General features: G+C 74.3%; 11 protein-coding genes and 2 tRNA genes. 9 read left to right on the top strand and 4 right to left on the bottom strand.

The features are described from left to right. The first annotated feature begins 95 nt into the window (after window positions 1–95). From ACZ3TI_RS21060 to ACZ3TI_RS21050, 3 genes are all read left to right on the top strand, one after another. Complete coding sequence (locus ACZ3TI_RS21060; protein WP_030061951.1) at window positions 96–452, top strand: hypothetical protein; 357 nt, start codon at window positions 96–98, stop codon at window positions 450–452. A 60-nt stretch (window positions 453–512) separates the two neighbouring features. Next, window positions 513–1,166 carry a bifunctional DNA primase/polymerase gene (locus tag ACZ3TI_RS21055; protein ID WP_465728272.1) on the top strand — a complete coding sequence of 218 codons (654 nt, stop codon included), beginning with the start codon at window positions 513–515 and terminating at the stop codon, window positions 1,164–1,166. Between the two features lie 68 nt (window positions 1,167–1,234). Beyond that, window positions 1,235–1,308 (top strand) — tRNA-Lys (locus ACZ3TI_RS21050). A gap of 111 nt (window positions 1,309–1,419) precedes the next feature. Here the strand turns inward: ACZ3TI_RS21050 and pgi are convergent. Further along, window positions 1,420–3,081 carry a glucose-6-phosphate isomerase gene (pgi, locus tag ACZ3TI_RS21045; RefSeq protein WP_465728270.1) on the bottom strand — a complete coding sequence of 554 codons (1,662 nt, stop codon included), beginning with the start codon at window positions 3,079–3,081 and terminating at the stop codon, window positions 1,420–1,422. Between the two features lie 216 nt (window positions 3,082–3,297). Then, the gene (locus ACZ3TI_RS21040) at window positions 3,298–4,881 is read right to left on the bottom strand and encodes a Na+/H+ antiporter (RefSeq protein ID WP_465728268.1); all 1,584 of its coding nucleotides are present in this window, start codon (window positions 4,879–4,881) and stop codon (window positions 3,298–3,300) included. A 241-nt stretch (window positions 4,882–5,122) separates the two neighbouring features. Here ACZ3TI_RS21040 and ACZ3TI_RS21035 point away from each other — a divergent pair, with 241 nt between their 5' ends. The 4 genes from ACZ3TI_RS21035 (at window position 5,123) to ACZ3TI_RS21020 (ending at window position 8,051) form a co-directional block, all read left to right on the top strand. Continuing rightward, complete coding sequence (locus ACZ3TI_RS21035) at window positions 5,123–6,031, top strand: NADP-dependent oxidoreductase (protein WP_465728266.1); 909 nt, start codon at window positions 5,123–5,125, stop codon at window positions 6,029–6,031. A 101-nt stretch (window positions 6,032–6,132) separates the two neighbouring features. Further along, a tRNA-Lys gene (locus tag ACZ3TI_RS21030) sits at window positions 6,133–6,206 on the top strand. A 202-nt stretch (window positions 6,207–6,408) separates the two neighbouring features. Next, window positions 6,409–7,416, top strand: a complete 1,008-nt coding sequence (locus ACZ3TI_RS21025) for a GlxA family transcriptional regulator (protein WP_465728264.1) — start codon at window positions 6,409–6,411, stop codon at window positions 7,414–7,416. Further along, the gene (locus ACZ3TI_RS21020) at window positions 7,416–8,051 is read left to right on the top strand and encodes a DJ-1/PfpI family protein (RefSeq protein ID WP_465728262.1); all 636 of its coding nucleotides are present in this window, start codon (window positions 7,416–7,418) and stop codon (window positions 8,049–8,051) included. Before ACZ3TI_RS21025 ends, ACZ3TI_RS21020 begins: the two co-directional genes overlap by 1 nt. Before the next feature lie 17 nt (window positions 8,052–8,068). Here the strand turns inward: ACZ3TI_RS21020 and ACZ3TI_RS21015 are convergent, their stop codons facing one another. Then, window positions 8,069–9,259, bottom strand: coding sequence for an MFS transporter (locus ACZ3TI_RS21015; protein WP_465728260.1), 1,191 nt, complete (start codon window positions 9,257–9,259; stop codon window positions 8,069–8,071). Between the two features lie 334 nt (window positions 9,260–9,593). Here ACZ3TI_RS21015 and ACZ3TI_RS21010 point away from each other — a divergent pair, with 334 nt between their 5' ends. After that, window positions 9,594–12,806, top strand: coding sequence for a S41 family peptidase (locus tag ACZ3TI_RS21010; RefSeq protein WP_465728258.1), 3,213 nt, complete (start codon window positions 9,594–9,596; stop codon window positions 12,804–12,806). Between the two features lie 62 nt (window positions 12,807–12,868). Here ACZ3TI_RS21010 and ACZ3TI_RS21005 read toward each other — a convergent pair whose 3' ends face one another. Continuing rightward, window positions 12,869–13,084, bottom strand: a complete 216-nt coding sequence (locus ACZ3TI_RS21005) for a hypothetical protein (RefSeq protein WP_465728256.1) — start codon at window positions 13,082–13,084, stop codon at window positions 12,869–12,871. 146 nt (window positions 13,085–13,230) lie between these two features. On the opposite strand from ACZ3TI_RS21005, the gene ACZ3TI_RS21000 reads away from it, so the two are divergent. Beyond that, the gene (locus tag ACZ3TI_RS21000; RefSeq protein ID WP_465728254.1) at window positions 13,231–14,010 is read left to right on the top strand and encodes a phosphoribosyl-dephospho-CoA transferase MdcG domain-containing protein; all 780 of its coding nucleotides are present in this window, start codon (window positions 13,231–13,233) and stop codon (window positions 14,008–14,010) included. Window positions 14,011–14,044 lie beyond the last annotated feature (34 nt).

Genomic DNA, 14,044 nt, shown 5'->3' with positions numbered 1-14,044 from the left:
CCGCCGCCGCGAGACAATGGACGACGGCCACAACCCGGGCGGCGCAGCCCGGAGCAGCTCTGCCCGCCCCACCGAGACCCCGGAGGTGTCCTTCCATGCCCGACTCCCCTGCAGAGTCGACCGAGCCCACCAGGCGTCGCCGTCCGGCCCAGCTGCTGTTCGAGCCGCAGTCCGCCGAACCTGAGCCGGAACGATTCTTCGACCTGGAGTCGATCGCGGACCCGGCGGAGCTGCTGCGCCGCTCCACCGAGCTGGCCCTGGCCTTCCGGGCGGCCGCCGAGCGGGCCACCGACTTCCAGGCGGTCGCCGCCGCCCAGCTCGCCGACCCGCGCCGGTTCGACGCGCTGTCGGACGCGGAGATCGCCCTGCGGGCGGACTGGACCCCGGACTACGCGGCCAAGATGATCGAGTACGGCCGCACCCTGCTCCAGCCGCGCCGCCACGAGGACTGAGCACCGAGGGCTGAGCGCCGGGGAGCGACCGCCGGAGACTGATCGCCGCCCCTCTGGCATATGCCAGTGGCGCAGGGTACGCGATCGCCCGCCGCGCTGTCCGGCGAACCGCCCTTTCCGCCCCACCGCCGCTGCGCCCGGCGCAGGCTGCTGTGCGTGGACATCTGGACGCAACAGTCGGTGGAGTACGTCAGCGTGGCCGGGGAGGCCTGGCTCGCCTCCGCCAGCGAGTACCCGCGCAGCATGCGCGCCCTCTGGGAAGCCCGCCCGTGGGCTCCCTCGGTGCTGCCCTGCGGGCGCGCCTTCGACGTGATCAGCATGCCGGCGCTGTTCGGTCGCCGGGTGCTGGACGAGCTGTGGGCCTCGGGCCCGGGCTGCGGCCCGGTCGCGAACTACCGGGGGCGGACCCTGCTGTTCGTCCAGCCCGGCGCGGCACCCCGGCTGCGCCGGCTGCTGGCCTGGGAGGAGTGGGCCCGGGACGTGCCGCCGCTGCTCTGCCACGGCAAGGGCGACGCGGTGACCGTGCCGCCGCTGCAGCGGATGGTGAACAGCCCGGACTCCCCCGGCCAGGGCGCCGGCCGGTGGATCGTCGCCCCCGAGGACCGGGAGCCCTGGCTGCCCGGCGCCTCGGTGGTGCTGTGGGCCTGTGTCCGGGCGACGCGGGAGCCGGGCGCGCCGGTGCCCGCCGGGGTGGCCGTCGTGACCGGACGGTGAACGCCGGTCGACCGGTATTCGATTTTGGCTCGGACGCACGGCGCTGCTAGAGTCTTCTCTGTCAGCAAGCGCCGCTAGCTCAGTTGGTTAGAGCAGCTGACTCTTAATCAGCGGGTCCGGGGTTCGAGTCCCTGGCGGCGCACAGACAGCCGGAAGGCCCCTTGCGAAAGCGAGGGGCCTTCCGGCGTTTCCGGCTCCGAACGAAGCCGGCCGGGTCGAGCCGCCCGCCGGAGCGGACGGCCCGAACCGGGGCTCAGCGGCCGCGCAGCGCCCGGTAGCGGGCGACCAGCTCGGCGGTGGAGCTGTCCAGCTGGTCGGCGCCCTCGCCGGTGAGCAGCACCGGCTCGATCCGCTTGGCGAGCACCTTGCCGAGCTCGACGCCCCACTGGTCGAAGGAGTCGATGTTCCAGATCGCGCCCTGGACGAACACCTTGTGCTCGTAGAGCGCGACCAGCTGGCCGAGCACCGACGGGGTCAGCTCGCCGGCCAGGATCGTGGTGGTCGGGTGGTTGCCCTTGAAGGTCTTGTGCGGGACGAGTTCGGCGGGCACGCCCTCGGCCGCGACCTCCTCCGGGGTCTTGCCGAAGGCCAGCGCCTGGGTCTGGGCGAAGAAGTTGGCCAGCAGCAGGTCGTGCTGGGCGACCAGGCCCGGGAGCAGGTCGGCGACCGGCTTCGCGAAGCCGATGAAGTCGGCCGGGATCACCTTGGTGCCCTGGTGCAGCAGCTGGTAGTAGGCGTGCTGGCCGTTGGTGCCGGGGGTGCCCCAGACCACCGGGCCGGTCTGCCAGTCCACCGGGGTGCCGTCGCGGGTCACCGACTTGCCGTTGGACTCCATGTCCAGCTGCTGCAGGTAGGCGGTGAACTTGGACAGGTAGTGCGAGTACGGCAGCACCGCGTGCGCCTGGGCGTCGAAGAACGCGCCGTACCAGACGCCCAGCAGGCCGAGCAGCAGCGGGACGTTCTCCTCGGCGGGGGCGGTGCGGAAGTGCTCGTCGACCAGGTGGAAGCCGTCCAGCATCTCGCGGAACGCGGTCGGGCCGATGGCGATCATCAGCGAGAGGCCGATCGCCGAGTCGTAGGAGTAGCGGCCGCCGACCCAGTCCCAGAACTCGAACATGTTGGCGGTGTCGATGCCGAAGTCCTGCACGCCCTGGGCGTTGGTGGACAGTGCGACGAAGTGCTTGGCCACCGCCTCGGTGCCGGCGTCCAGGCCGCCGAGCAGCCAGTCGCGGGCGGAGACCGCGTTGGTGATGGTCTCGATGGTGGTGAAGGTCTTCGAGGCGACGATGAACAGCGTCTCGGCCGGGTCGAGGTCGCGGACCGCCTCGTGCAGGTCGGCGCCGTCCACGTTGGAGACGAAGCGGACGTCGAGGTCGCGCTTGGTGTACGAGCGGAGCACCTCGTAGGCCATCGCGGGGCCGAGGTCGGAGCCGCCGATGCCGATGTTGACGACGGTGCGGATCGGCTTGCCGGTGTGGCCCTTCCACTCGCCGCTGCGGACCCGCTCGGCGAATCCCGCCATCTTGTCCAGGACGGCGTGCACGGCGGGCACCACGTTCTCGCCGTCGACCTCGACCACGGCGCCGCGCGGGGCGCGCAGCGCGGTGTGCAGGACGGCGCGGTGCTCGGTGTTGTTGATCTTCTCGCCGCGGAACATCGCGTCCCGCAGCTCGGCGACGCCGGTGGCGGCGGCGAGTTCGCGTAGCAGCTCCAGCGTCTCGTCGGTGACCAGGTGCTTGGCGTAGTCCACGTGCAGGTCGCCGACCCGGAGGGTGAGGCGACGGCCGCGCTCGGGGTCGGCGGCGAACAGCTCGCGCAGGTGGGTGTCGCCCAGTTCGGCCCGGTGCTTGGCAAGGGCGGCCCACTGCGGGGTGCGGTCCAGCGGGGTGCGGGCGTCGGCGCGGGTCTCCGACATCGGTGTGTCCTCGATTCATCTGGGTGCAGAAACCGGCAGGGCCAGGCGTGAGGGGCCCAAGAAACGAGGGTCCCGTCGCGAGGTCGTGCGGGTACTGGTGGTGCGCCGACTCCGTTGACGGCCTGCCCGGGTTCAGCCTATGCAACCCCAGGGGCGGTCGCGCACATTCCGCCCGGCGGAGGCTACCGGCTCGTCACCCACCCCCGGGACGGCCCGTCACTTCCGTTCCGAGCGCAGGTCCAGCCCTCGCAGCACCTGGTCGACGAGCTCCGGGTCGGCGCCGAGCTCGCTGCGGGCCGCGAGCATCTCGCGGCGGGAGGCGGCGATCATCTCCTGCTCGACGTCCCGGGCGGCCCGCCACTGGGCCAGCCGCAGCTTGGCCTCGGCGGCCTCCTCCTCGGCGTAGTTCTCCGGGCAGAGCCGGGCCAGCCGGTCGTGCTGACGGTCCCGCAGGCGGTCGGCGACCTCGGCGGGCAGCCGGTCCTGCTCCTCCAGCTCGCCGAGCCGCTGGAGCCCGGCCCTGGCGGCCCGCCACCACAGCTGACGGACGGCCTGCTCGTGCCGGTCCTGGTCGATGTCCAGCCGGAGCCGCCTGGCCAGCCAGGGCAGCGTCAGGCCCTGCACCAGCAGGGTGAAGAGCACCACGCTGAAGGCGATGAACACCAGTCGGCCGCGCTCCGGGAAGGCCTCGCCGGAGTGCAGGGTGAGCGGGATGGCGAGCGCCAGGGCGACGGTCGCCACCCCGCGCATGCCGGACCACCAGAGGACCACGCTCTCCTTCCAGCTGAAGGGCGTGTCCTCGTCGTCGCCGCGGCGCACCCTGCGCGACACCCAGCCGGCCGGCAGCAGCCAGAGCAGCCGGACCGCCACCACGACGGCGATCACCACGGCGGCGTCACCGATGAAGCCGGTCCAGCCGCGGCCGGCCTCCTTGAGCACGGTGGCCAGCTCCAGGCCGATCAGCCCGAAGGCGACACCGGTGATCAGGATCTCGACCACCTCCCAGAAGGCGTTGCCGACCAGTCGGAAGGAGACGGCGTCCGCGTCGGAGGCCCGCTCGGCGAGGTAGAGGGCGCAGACCACGACGGCGAGCACGCCGGAACCGTGGATCTCCTCGGCGATCGTGTAGGCGGCGAAGGGCACCAGCAGGTTGAGCGCGACCTGCTGGGTCGGGTCGTCCAGCCGTTCGGCGAGCTTGGCGTTGATCCAGCCGAGCACGACGCCGACGACCACGGCCAGCACCGCGGACAGGACGAAGCGCAGCACCGCGTGGCCGACCGAGAAGTCGCCGCTGACCACGGCCTCGATGGCGAGCGAGTAGATGACGATCGCGGTGACGTCGTTGAACAGGCCCTCGCTCTCCAGGATCGACACCAGGCGACGGGGCAGGCCGACGCTGCCGGCCACCGCGACGGCGGCGACCGGGTCGGGCGGGGAGACCAGCGCGCCGACCGCGATCGCGGCGGCGAGCGGCAGGGCGGGCAGCAGCCAGTGCACCGTACTGGCCACCGCGATGGTGGTGACCACCACCAGCGCGACGGCCAGCAGCAGGATCGAGCGGATGTTGGCCTTGAAGTAGCGCACCGAGGAGCGCCGGGCGACGGCGAAGATCAGCGGCGGCAGGACCAACGGGAGGATCAGCTCGGGCTCGACGCTGACGTCCGGGATCTGCGGGACGAGCGCCATCACGATGCCGAGCAAGGTCATCAGGACCGGCTGCGGTACGCCCGTCCTGCGCCCGAGCGGCATGGTGACCACCGAGGCGAGCAGCACCAGGAAGAACAGGGGCAGCTGGCCCACCGGGAGGTTCCTCTCGACGACGGACGGCTGAGCGCCGCCCAGGATAAATCTGACAATGCGCCCATCTGTGAAGACGCGCCGAACAATGGCTTGACCTCAAGTGCACTTCAGGTCCGAGGATCGGGGACGGGTCGGCGGACACGGTCGACGGGAACAGTCGGACAGTCGAGAGACAGTCGAGAGACAGTCGAGAGACGGCCGGGAGACGGCCGAGCGACGGTCGAGAGGGCGGGGAGCAGACATGAAGGCGGTCACCGTGACGGGGTCCGGCGGTCCGGAGGTCCTGCGGGTCACCGAGCTGCCCGATCCGGAGCCCGGCCCGGGCGAGGTGCGGGTGCGGGTGTACGCGGCCGGGGTGCAGCCGGTGGACCTCGCGATCCGGGAGGGGTTCTGGCCGCCCGGGCTGGCGGTCGAACCGCCGTTCGTCCTCGGCAACGAGTTCGCCGGGGTGGTGGACCGGCTCGGGCCGGACAGCGGGGACTGGAAGGTCGGCGACGAGGTGCTGGGCTTCCGGCTGCTGAACAGCCACGCCGAGCTGGTCACGGTGGACGCCGCCCAGCTGGTGGCCAAGCCGGCCGGGATGCCCTGGGAGCAGGCCGGCTCGCTCTCCGCCTCCGGCCAGACCGCGCACACGGCGCTCGCCCTGCTCGGGGTCGGCCCCGGCGACACCGTGCTGGTGCACGGGGCCTCGGGCGGGGTCGGCACGGTCGCCGTCCAGCTGGCCCGGACCTGGGGCGCCACCGTGATCGGCACCGCGAGCAAGCGCAACCACGCGTACCTGCGCGAGCTGGGCGCGATGCCGGTCGCGTACGGGGAGGGGCTGGTCGAGCGGGTCCAGGCGGCGGCGCCGCAGGGCGTGACCGCGGCCTTCGACGCCGCCGGACGGGGCGCGCTGGAGGCCTCGGTCGAGCTGGTCGCCGACCGGGACCGGATCGCCACGGTGGTCGACTTCGAGGGCGCCGCGCGGCTGGGCGTGCGGTCGGTGCGCACCGACCGCACCGCCGCCCGGCTGACCGAACTGGTCAGGCTCTGGGAGGCGGGCGGGCTGCGGCTGGAGATCGCCGAGGCCCTCCCGCTGGAGCGGGCCGGCGAGGCCCACCGGCTGGTCGGCACCGGGCACGTCCGGGGCAAGGTGGTGCTGACCATGTGAGCCACGGGCCGAGAAGCCACGATCGGCCCGGAGGAACGGGGGACCTCCGGGCCGATTGTGTGTTTCGGCCGCTGACCAGGTAATGTTCTCCACGTCAGCAGGCGCCGCTAGCTCAGTTGGTTAGAGCAGCTGACTCTTAATCAGCGGGTCCGGGGTTCGAGTCCCTGGCGGCGCACAGACAGCCGGAAGGCCCCTTGCGAAAGCGAGGGGCCTTCCGGCGTTTCCGGTTTTCCCGACCACCCGACCACCCGACCACCCGACTGCCCGACACCTGGCGTTTCCGGCTTCCCGGCCTTCCGGCCGGGCTCGGGCGCGGTGGCAGGAAAGGTGGGCGACAGGTCATTGCTGCCGCTCCGGCCCGCTGACAGGCTGGCCGCATGAGAGCACGCAGCGTGCTGGTCGTCCTCTACGAGGGCGTGCAGAGCCTCGATGTGACCGGCCCCGTGGAGGTGTTCACGGGCGCGGGCAACGCCTCCGGGCAGCCGGACGCGTACCGGGTGGTCACCGCCTCGCCGGGCGGGGTGCCGGTGCGCAGCACCGGTGGGCTGCGGCTGCTGCCGGACGCGGACCTCGCCGAGGTCGGGCCGGTCGACACCCTGCTGGTCCCGGGCGGGACGGGCACCGAGCACCCGGACGGCGCGCTGGTCGCGCGGATCCGGGAGCTGGCCGGACGGGCCGAGCGGGTGGTGTCGGTGTGCACAGGGGCCTTCCTGCTCGCCGAGGCCGGACTGCTCGCCGGACGCCGGGCGACCACGCACTGGGCCTTCTGCGAGACGCTGGCCCGGCGGTTCCCGGACGTCGAGGTGGACCCGGACCCGATCCACGTCCGGGACGGGCACATCGCCACCTCGGCCGGGGTCACCGCCGGGATCGACCTGGCGCTGGCCCTGGTCGAGGAGGACCTCGGACGGGAGACCGCGCTGCTGATCGCCCGTCACCTGGTGGTCTTCCTGCGCCGGCCCGGCAACCAGGCCCAGTTCTCCACCCAACTGGCCGCCCAGGTGGCGGTCCGGCAGCCGCTGCGCGAGGTCCAGCGGTGGATCGCCGAGCACCCCGAGGCCGACCTGTCGGTCGAGGCGCTGGCCCGCCGCTCGGCGCTGTCGCCGCGGCACTTCGCCCGCGCTTTCGCCGCCGAGGTCGGGGTGACCCCGGGCCGGTACGTGGACGGCGTCCGTCTGGAGGCCGCCCGGCGGCGGCTGGAGGACACCGACGACGGCATCGAGGAGATCGCCCGCCGCTGCGGCTACGGCACCCCGGAGGCGATGCGGCGCGCCTTCGTCCGGACCCTGGCCGCCCCGCCCGCCGAGTACCGGCGCCGCTTCCATCCGAGCCCCCACCCGGGCTCCCACCCGAACTCCCACTCGAGTCACGACGGAGGACACTGATGCGCATCGCCGTTCTGCTCTACGACGACTTCACCGCGCTGGACGCGGTCGGCCCGTACGAGGTGCTGTCCCGGATCCCCGGGGCCGAGGTGGTGTTCACCGCCGCCCGGCGCGGGCCGATGCGCACCGACATGAAGTACCTGGCGCTCACCGCGGACGCCGCGCTGGACGAGGTGGACTCGGCCGACGTGCTGCTCGTCCCCGGCGGGCCCGGGACGGCGGCCCAGCTGGCCGACCCGGCGGTGCTGGAGTGGGTGCGCGCCGTGGACGGGACGACCACCTGGACCACCTCGGTCTGCTCCGGCTCGCTGCTGCTGGGCGCCGCCGGGCTGCTGACCGGGCGGCGGGCCACCTCGCACTGGGTCTGCCTGGAGGAGCTGGCGAAGTTCGGGGCGGAGCCGACTGGCACCGAGCGGGTCGTGGTGGACGGCAAGTACGCCACCGCGGCCGGGGTCTCGGCCGGGATCGACCTCGCGCTGTCGCTGACCGGCCGGCTCGCCGGGGACGCGGTCGCGGAGGCGATCCAGCTGGTCATCGAGTACGACCCGCAGCCTCCGTACTCCGCCGGCTCCACCGCGACCGCGCCGCCCGGGCTCGTCGCCCGGCTGAAGGCGGACGGACTCGAGGTTCGGTAGGGCGTGTCCGGCAGACGCTAGGGCCGCTCCGGCGGGAAGGCGTGGCGGCGGGCGGCGACGGTCACGGCGAGGACGGGAAGCGTCAGCGCGAGGACCGTCCATGGCAGGGCGCCGGTGCCGAGGGCGCCCAGGACGACGCCGCCGACCACTCCGCCGCCCGCCATCGCGGCGTTCCAGAGCGTCACCAGCACGGCCTGGGCGGCGTCCGCCTGCTCTCCGCCCGCGTCGCCGAGGGCGGTCTGCAGCAGGGTCGGGGCGCCGCCCCAGCCCAGGCCCCAGAGCAGTGCCGCGAGGTACACCGGCGGCGCGCTGCCGGACCACAGCGCGAGGGCGCCCGCCGTCACCGCGAGCAGCAGCGCGCCGCCGATCGTCAGCTGCCGCAGCCGGCGGTGGATGTGGGCGCCGGTGAGCCAGATGCTCGCCATCGAGGCCAGGCCGAAGACCAGCAGCACGGTGCCGGTGGCGCCGCCGAGGCCCGCCCGGTCGAGGAGGGGCGCGATGTAGGTGAACAGGATGGTGTGCGCGAGCACCCAGAGCACGGTCACGGCGAGCACCGGCACCACGCCGGGCACGGTGAGCGCGCGCCGGACCGGGGTGCGCTCACCGCCCGGCTGCCCGGGCTGGTCGGGCAGCACCGCCGTGATCCAGCCGACCACGCCGACCGCCAGTGCCGTCATGGCCAGGAAGGGCACCCACCAGGCGAATATCCGTCCGAGGAAGGTGCCGACCGGCACTCCCAGCGACAGCGCCACCGGTACTCCCGCCATCGCCACGGCCATCGCCCGGCCCTGCTGCTCGACCGGCACCAGCCGGCGGGCGTACCCGGCCAGCAGCGCCCAGGCGAGGCCGGCCGCGACGCCCGCGAGGAAGCGCGCCACGAGGGTGAGCGGGTAGTCGCCGGAGACCGCGGTCACCGTGTTGGCCACCGCGAAGCCTCCCATCGCGGTGAGCAGCAGCCGCTTGCGGCCCCGACCCGCGGTGGCCGCGGTGAGCGGGATGGCGGTGACCGCGGAGCCGATCGCGTAGACGGTGACGGTCTGTCCGGCGGCCGACTCGCTGACACCGAGGGACTCGCCCATGCCGGGCAGCACCCCGGCGGGCAGGTTCTCGGTCAGCGCGGTGACGAAGACGGCGGTCGCCAGGGCCAGCAGGGACGGGAGCGGAAAGGGCTTGCGGGGTACCGGAGTCGGGAGCTGTGTGGTCGCCATGGGGACCATGCTTGGACCTCACACCGGTGTCAGGTTCAAGCACGGTCCCGCGGGCGGGACGTCGGGTCAGCGGCCGAAGTACCCGTCGAAGTTCTTCGAGAACTCCTGACCGCCGAACCGGTCCCGGGAGCTCCTGCGACGGCGCGGTCGTGGGGGACGTCCGAGGGCACGCCGGAGCACGCGCCAGTGGGGGGAACGGCCCGGCCTGGCACCCTAGTTGGACTAGACCACTGAAGTGGATCCGGCCGTACGGTGTCAATGGTCCAGACCGGTCAGGGAGTCGCGAGCACTGCTTCCGGTTGCCGGGTGTGACAGCCCGTCGAAGGATGGAGGGGTGACCCCGCCCGGCTACCTCCGCCACCCCCACCTGCACGGCGGCCTGCTCACCTTCACCGCCGAGGACGACGTCTGGGTCGCCCCGCTGGACGCCGGGAACGCCGTCACCGGCCGGGCCTGGCGGATCACCTGCGACCGCACCCGGGTCAGCCACCCCCGCCTCTCCCCCGACGGCGGCACCCTCGCCTGGACCAGCTGGCTGAGCCTCACCCCCGAGGTGTGGACCGCCCCCGTCGACGGCGGCGAGGCGCACCGGCTCAGCTTCTGGGGCAGCCAGGACACCCGGGTGCGCGGCTGGCTGCCGGACGGCGAGGTGCTGGCCGTCACCTCCTTCCACGAGCCCTTCGGCCACTACACCTGGGCGCACGCCCTCCCCCCGGACGGCTCCCCCGGCCGCCGGATGCCCTGGGGCCCGGTCGGCGACGCCCAGATGAGCCGCGAGCGGACCGTGCTGCTCACCGGCTCCGCCCCGCACGAACCGGCCGCCTGGAAGCGCTACCGGGGCGGCGCCGTCGGCCGGCTCTGGGTGGACGGCGAGCGGATCCTGCCCGACCACACCGGGCACCTCGCCTCGCCCATGCCGGTCGGCGGCCGGGTCGCCTTCCTCTCCGACCACGAGGGCATCGGCAACCTCTACTCCTGCCGCCCCGACGGCACCGACCTGCGCCGGCACACCGACCACGCCTCCTACTACGCCCGCGAGGCCGCCACCGACGGCACCCGGATCGTCTACCAGCACGCCGGCGACCTCTGGCTGCTGGACGGCCTGGACGCCCCCGCCCCGCGCCGGCTGCACGTCCCGCTCGGCGGCGCCCGGGCCGGCCGCCGCCCGTACCAGGTCAGCGCCGCGACGCAGGTCAAGGACCTCGCCTGCGACCAGAGCGGCCGGGCCGGCGTGGTCACCGTGCGCGGCAGCCAGTACTGGCTCACCCACAAGGACGGCCCGGCCCGCGCGCTCGCCGACACCCCGGGGGTGCGGACCAGGCTGCCGGTGATGCTCGGGCACACCGGCGAGGCGGCCTGGATCACCGACGCGGAGGGCGCCGACGCGATCGAGGTGGTGCCGCTGCCCGGGCACGAGGCAGCGGCCGGGCAGCACCGCCACCGGGTGCTCGCCGCCGGCCGGCTCGGCCGCGTCCTGGAGCTCACCGCCTCCCCCGACGGCAGCCGCCTCGCCGCCTGCTCCTCGGACGGGCGGCTGCTGCTGGTCTCCGCCGCCGACGGCGAGGTGCGCGAGGTGGCCGGCTCCGAGTACGGGCCGGTCTCCAGCGCCCGGTTCTCCCCCGACTCGCACTGGATCGCCTGGTCCCAGCCGGTCGCCGGGCGCTCGCTGCGCCGGATCCGGCTGACCCGCGCCGAGGCGCCCGGGCCGATCACCGAGGTCACCGACGGGCGCTTCGAGGACGAGCAGCCGGTGTTCACCAGGGACGGCCGCTACCTGGCGTTCCTGTCCTGGCGCGGCTTCGACCCCGTTCACGACGTGCACACCGGCGACCTCTCCTTCCCGGTCGGCTGCCGCCCGTACCTCGTCCCGCTCACCGCCGACACGCCCTCGCCGTTCGCCGCGCCGGTCGAGGACGGCGCCCCGCGCGGGGACGGCGGCGGCGACGGCACCGTCCTGGTCGAGCCGGAGGGCATCGGCGAGCGGCTGCTGCAGTTCCCGGTGATCGCCTCCAAGTACTCGGCCACCGACGCGGTGCGCGGCGGCCTGGTCTGGCTGCGCTGGCCGATCTCCGGCACCCTCGGGCAGACCTTCGCCAGTCCGGAGGACACCTCGGGCCGCCCCTCGCTGGAGTACTTCGACCTGGCCCGGGGGACCCGCAGCACGCTGGTGGACAAGCTGGACGGCTACGCGGTCTCCGGGGACGGCGGCTCGGTCGCCGTGTACTCGGCCGGGACGCTCCGGGTCGTCCCGGTCTCCGCCCCCTCCGCCGGCAGCAGCGTCGACCTGCGCCGGATCAGCCACACCGTGCACCCGGCCGCCGAGTGGCGCCAGGCCTACCACGAGGCGGCCCGGATCGTCCGGGACCAGTTCTGGGACGAGCGGATGTCCGGCCTGGACTGGCCCGCCCTGGTCGCCCAGTACGAGCCGCTGCTGGAACGCGTCTGCTCACCCGACGACTTCGCCGACCTGCTGCGCGAACTCCTCGGCGAGCTGGGCACCTCACACGCCTACGTCACCCCGTCCCGGCGGGCCGAGGGGCCCTCGCTCGCCCAGCAGCCGCTCGGCCTGCTCGGCGCCAACGCCCACCGCTCCCCCGACGGCCGCTGGCTGGTCGACCGGGTGCTGCTCGGCGAGTCCTCCGACCCGCGCGCCCGCGCGCCGCTGGCCGCCCAGGGCGTACGGGACGGCGACGAGCTGCTCGCCGTCGGCGGGCGCCCGGTGGACCCGGTGCGCGGACCGCTGCCGCTGCTGGCCGGCACCGGTGGGACCACCGTGGAGCTGGCCCTGCGCGGCGACCCGGACGGCCCGGTGCGGCGGATCGCGGTCACCCCGCTGACCGATGAGCGGCCCATCCGCTACCAGGACTGGGTGGCCAAACGCCGTTCCCTGGTAAGGGAGTTCAGCGACGGGCGGTGCGGTTACCTGCACATCCCGGACCTCGGCGGCTCCGGCTGGGCGCAGTTCAACCGGGACCTGCGGCGCGAGCTGGACAAGCCCGCGCTGGTCCTGGACGTGCGCGGCAACGCGGGCGGCAACGTCTCCGAGCTGGTGCTGGAGAAGCTCACCCGGCACGTCCTGGCCTGGGACTTCACCCGGGACCGCCAGCCGGTCCGCTGGCCGCGACACGCGCTGCGCGGCCCGCTGGTGGCCCTCGCGGACGAGGCGACCAGCTCGGACGGGGACGTGATCATCGCGGCGATCAAGCTGCTCGGGCTCGGCCCGGTGATCGGCAACCGCACCTGGGGCGGAGTGGTCGGGATGTCCGGGCGGCACACCCTCGGAGACGGCACCCAGATCTCGGTGCCGAAGAACGCCTCCTGGTTCGGCGGTGGGCTCGGCTGGTCGGTGGAGAACCGGGGCGTCGAGCCGGACGTGCACGTGCTGCGCTCCCCGCGGGACTGGGCCCGGGGGCGCCACCCCGAACTGGTCGTCGCCGTTCAGCTCGCGCTGGAGCTGCTGGAGGACGCGCCCGCCGCGGCGCCCCCGCCCTCCGACACTCCCCGGCCGGACCTGCGGCGCCCGCCGCTGCCGCCGCGGGCGCGGTGACGCCCCGGGCCGATGTCCCGGTGATGCCCCCCGGGTGATGCCGTGGGTGATGCCCTGGGGGTTCAGTCCCAGGGGTCGCCCTCGGCGGTCATGTTCTCGGCGGCGCGCCGGTCGGCGTCCTCCTGCGCGAGCCGCTCCTCGGTCTCCCGCTTGCGCTCGACCTCGTTGCCGAACGCGTCGGCGGCCTCGTCGTGGGCGAGCGCGGCCCGCTGGGCGGCGCCCTCGCCGGTGGCCTCGTGCTGCGGCGGCCGGTGGAACAACCTGTCGAAGATGCCCATGACTCCTCCTCCGGAGGGAATGCCGGAATTCCGGGCTGCCCCCACTCTCACACCGGGGGTCCGCGGACGCACGTTGAGCCTTTGGTCCCTGCCGAACACGCCCAAGGGCCGTAGCCGGGGGCCCGCGGCAGGCGCAGGGTGGCGGTGTGAGGAACTCGACCGAGGAACTGCACGACGGGCCGCGCCGACGGGTCGGCCCGCTGGCCGCACTGGACGGGCGGCTGCCCGGAGCGCACGACCTGCTGCTGATGCAGTGCCCCGGCTCGCTGCGGCCCCTCGCCGGCGGCGAGCTGCCGGACTGGGCACGCGCGGTGCTGCGGGCGCACCCCTGGGTGACGGTCGGCCGGGCACCCGCCGTGGTCGGCAACCCGGTGGACCTGCCGCACCCGCAGCGCTGCACCCGGGACCCGGAGGCGGCACCCGAACTCTGGTTCCCGGTGACCGTACGCGGCCCGCGCCCCGGACAGCGGCTGGACGCGCTCGCCCCCTGGGCGGCGGTCGCCCGGACCCTGCGCCCCGAGCAGCTGCCCGAACGTCGCGCGCGGCTCGCCCCCGAGCGGCTCACCGGGATCCCCTCGCTGGCCCTGCTGCCGGAGGTCGGCCGCCTGGTCGAGGACCACCGGATGCCCTGGGGCCCGATCGGCGCGGTCGGCTACGAACTCGGCAGCGGGGTGCCCGTCACCGGAGCGCTGAGTCCGCTGCGGCTGGTGCTGCGCTCCCCGCAGCCGGTCAGCCGCCGCGACGCCCTGCAGTTGCGGCGGGCGCTCGGCAAACTGCCGGTGCCGGTGCAGGCCGAGCTGGAGACCCGGCACGGCTCGGTACAGCTCGCCGAGTACGCGGCCGGACAGCACACCCTCACCCTGCTGACGCCGTACGGGCCCTGCGAGGTCCACGACCCGTGGTTCCCCCGGGGGCCGTACGGGTGAGCTGCCGCAGGCCCCACCACCCGCGGCGGGTGGT

The sequence above is a fragment of the Kitasatospora sp. NPDC023120 genome, from assembly GCF_055560835.1.
Note: the sequence above shows the minus strand (reverse complement) of the source record. Positions and strands in the feature narration are given on the sequence as shown.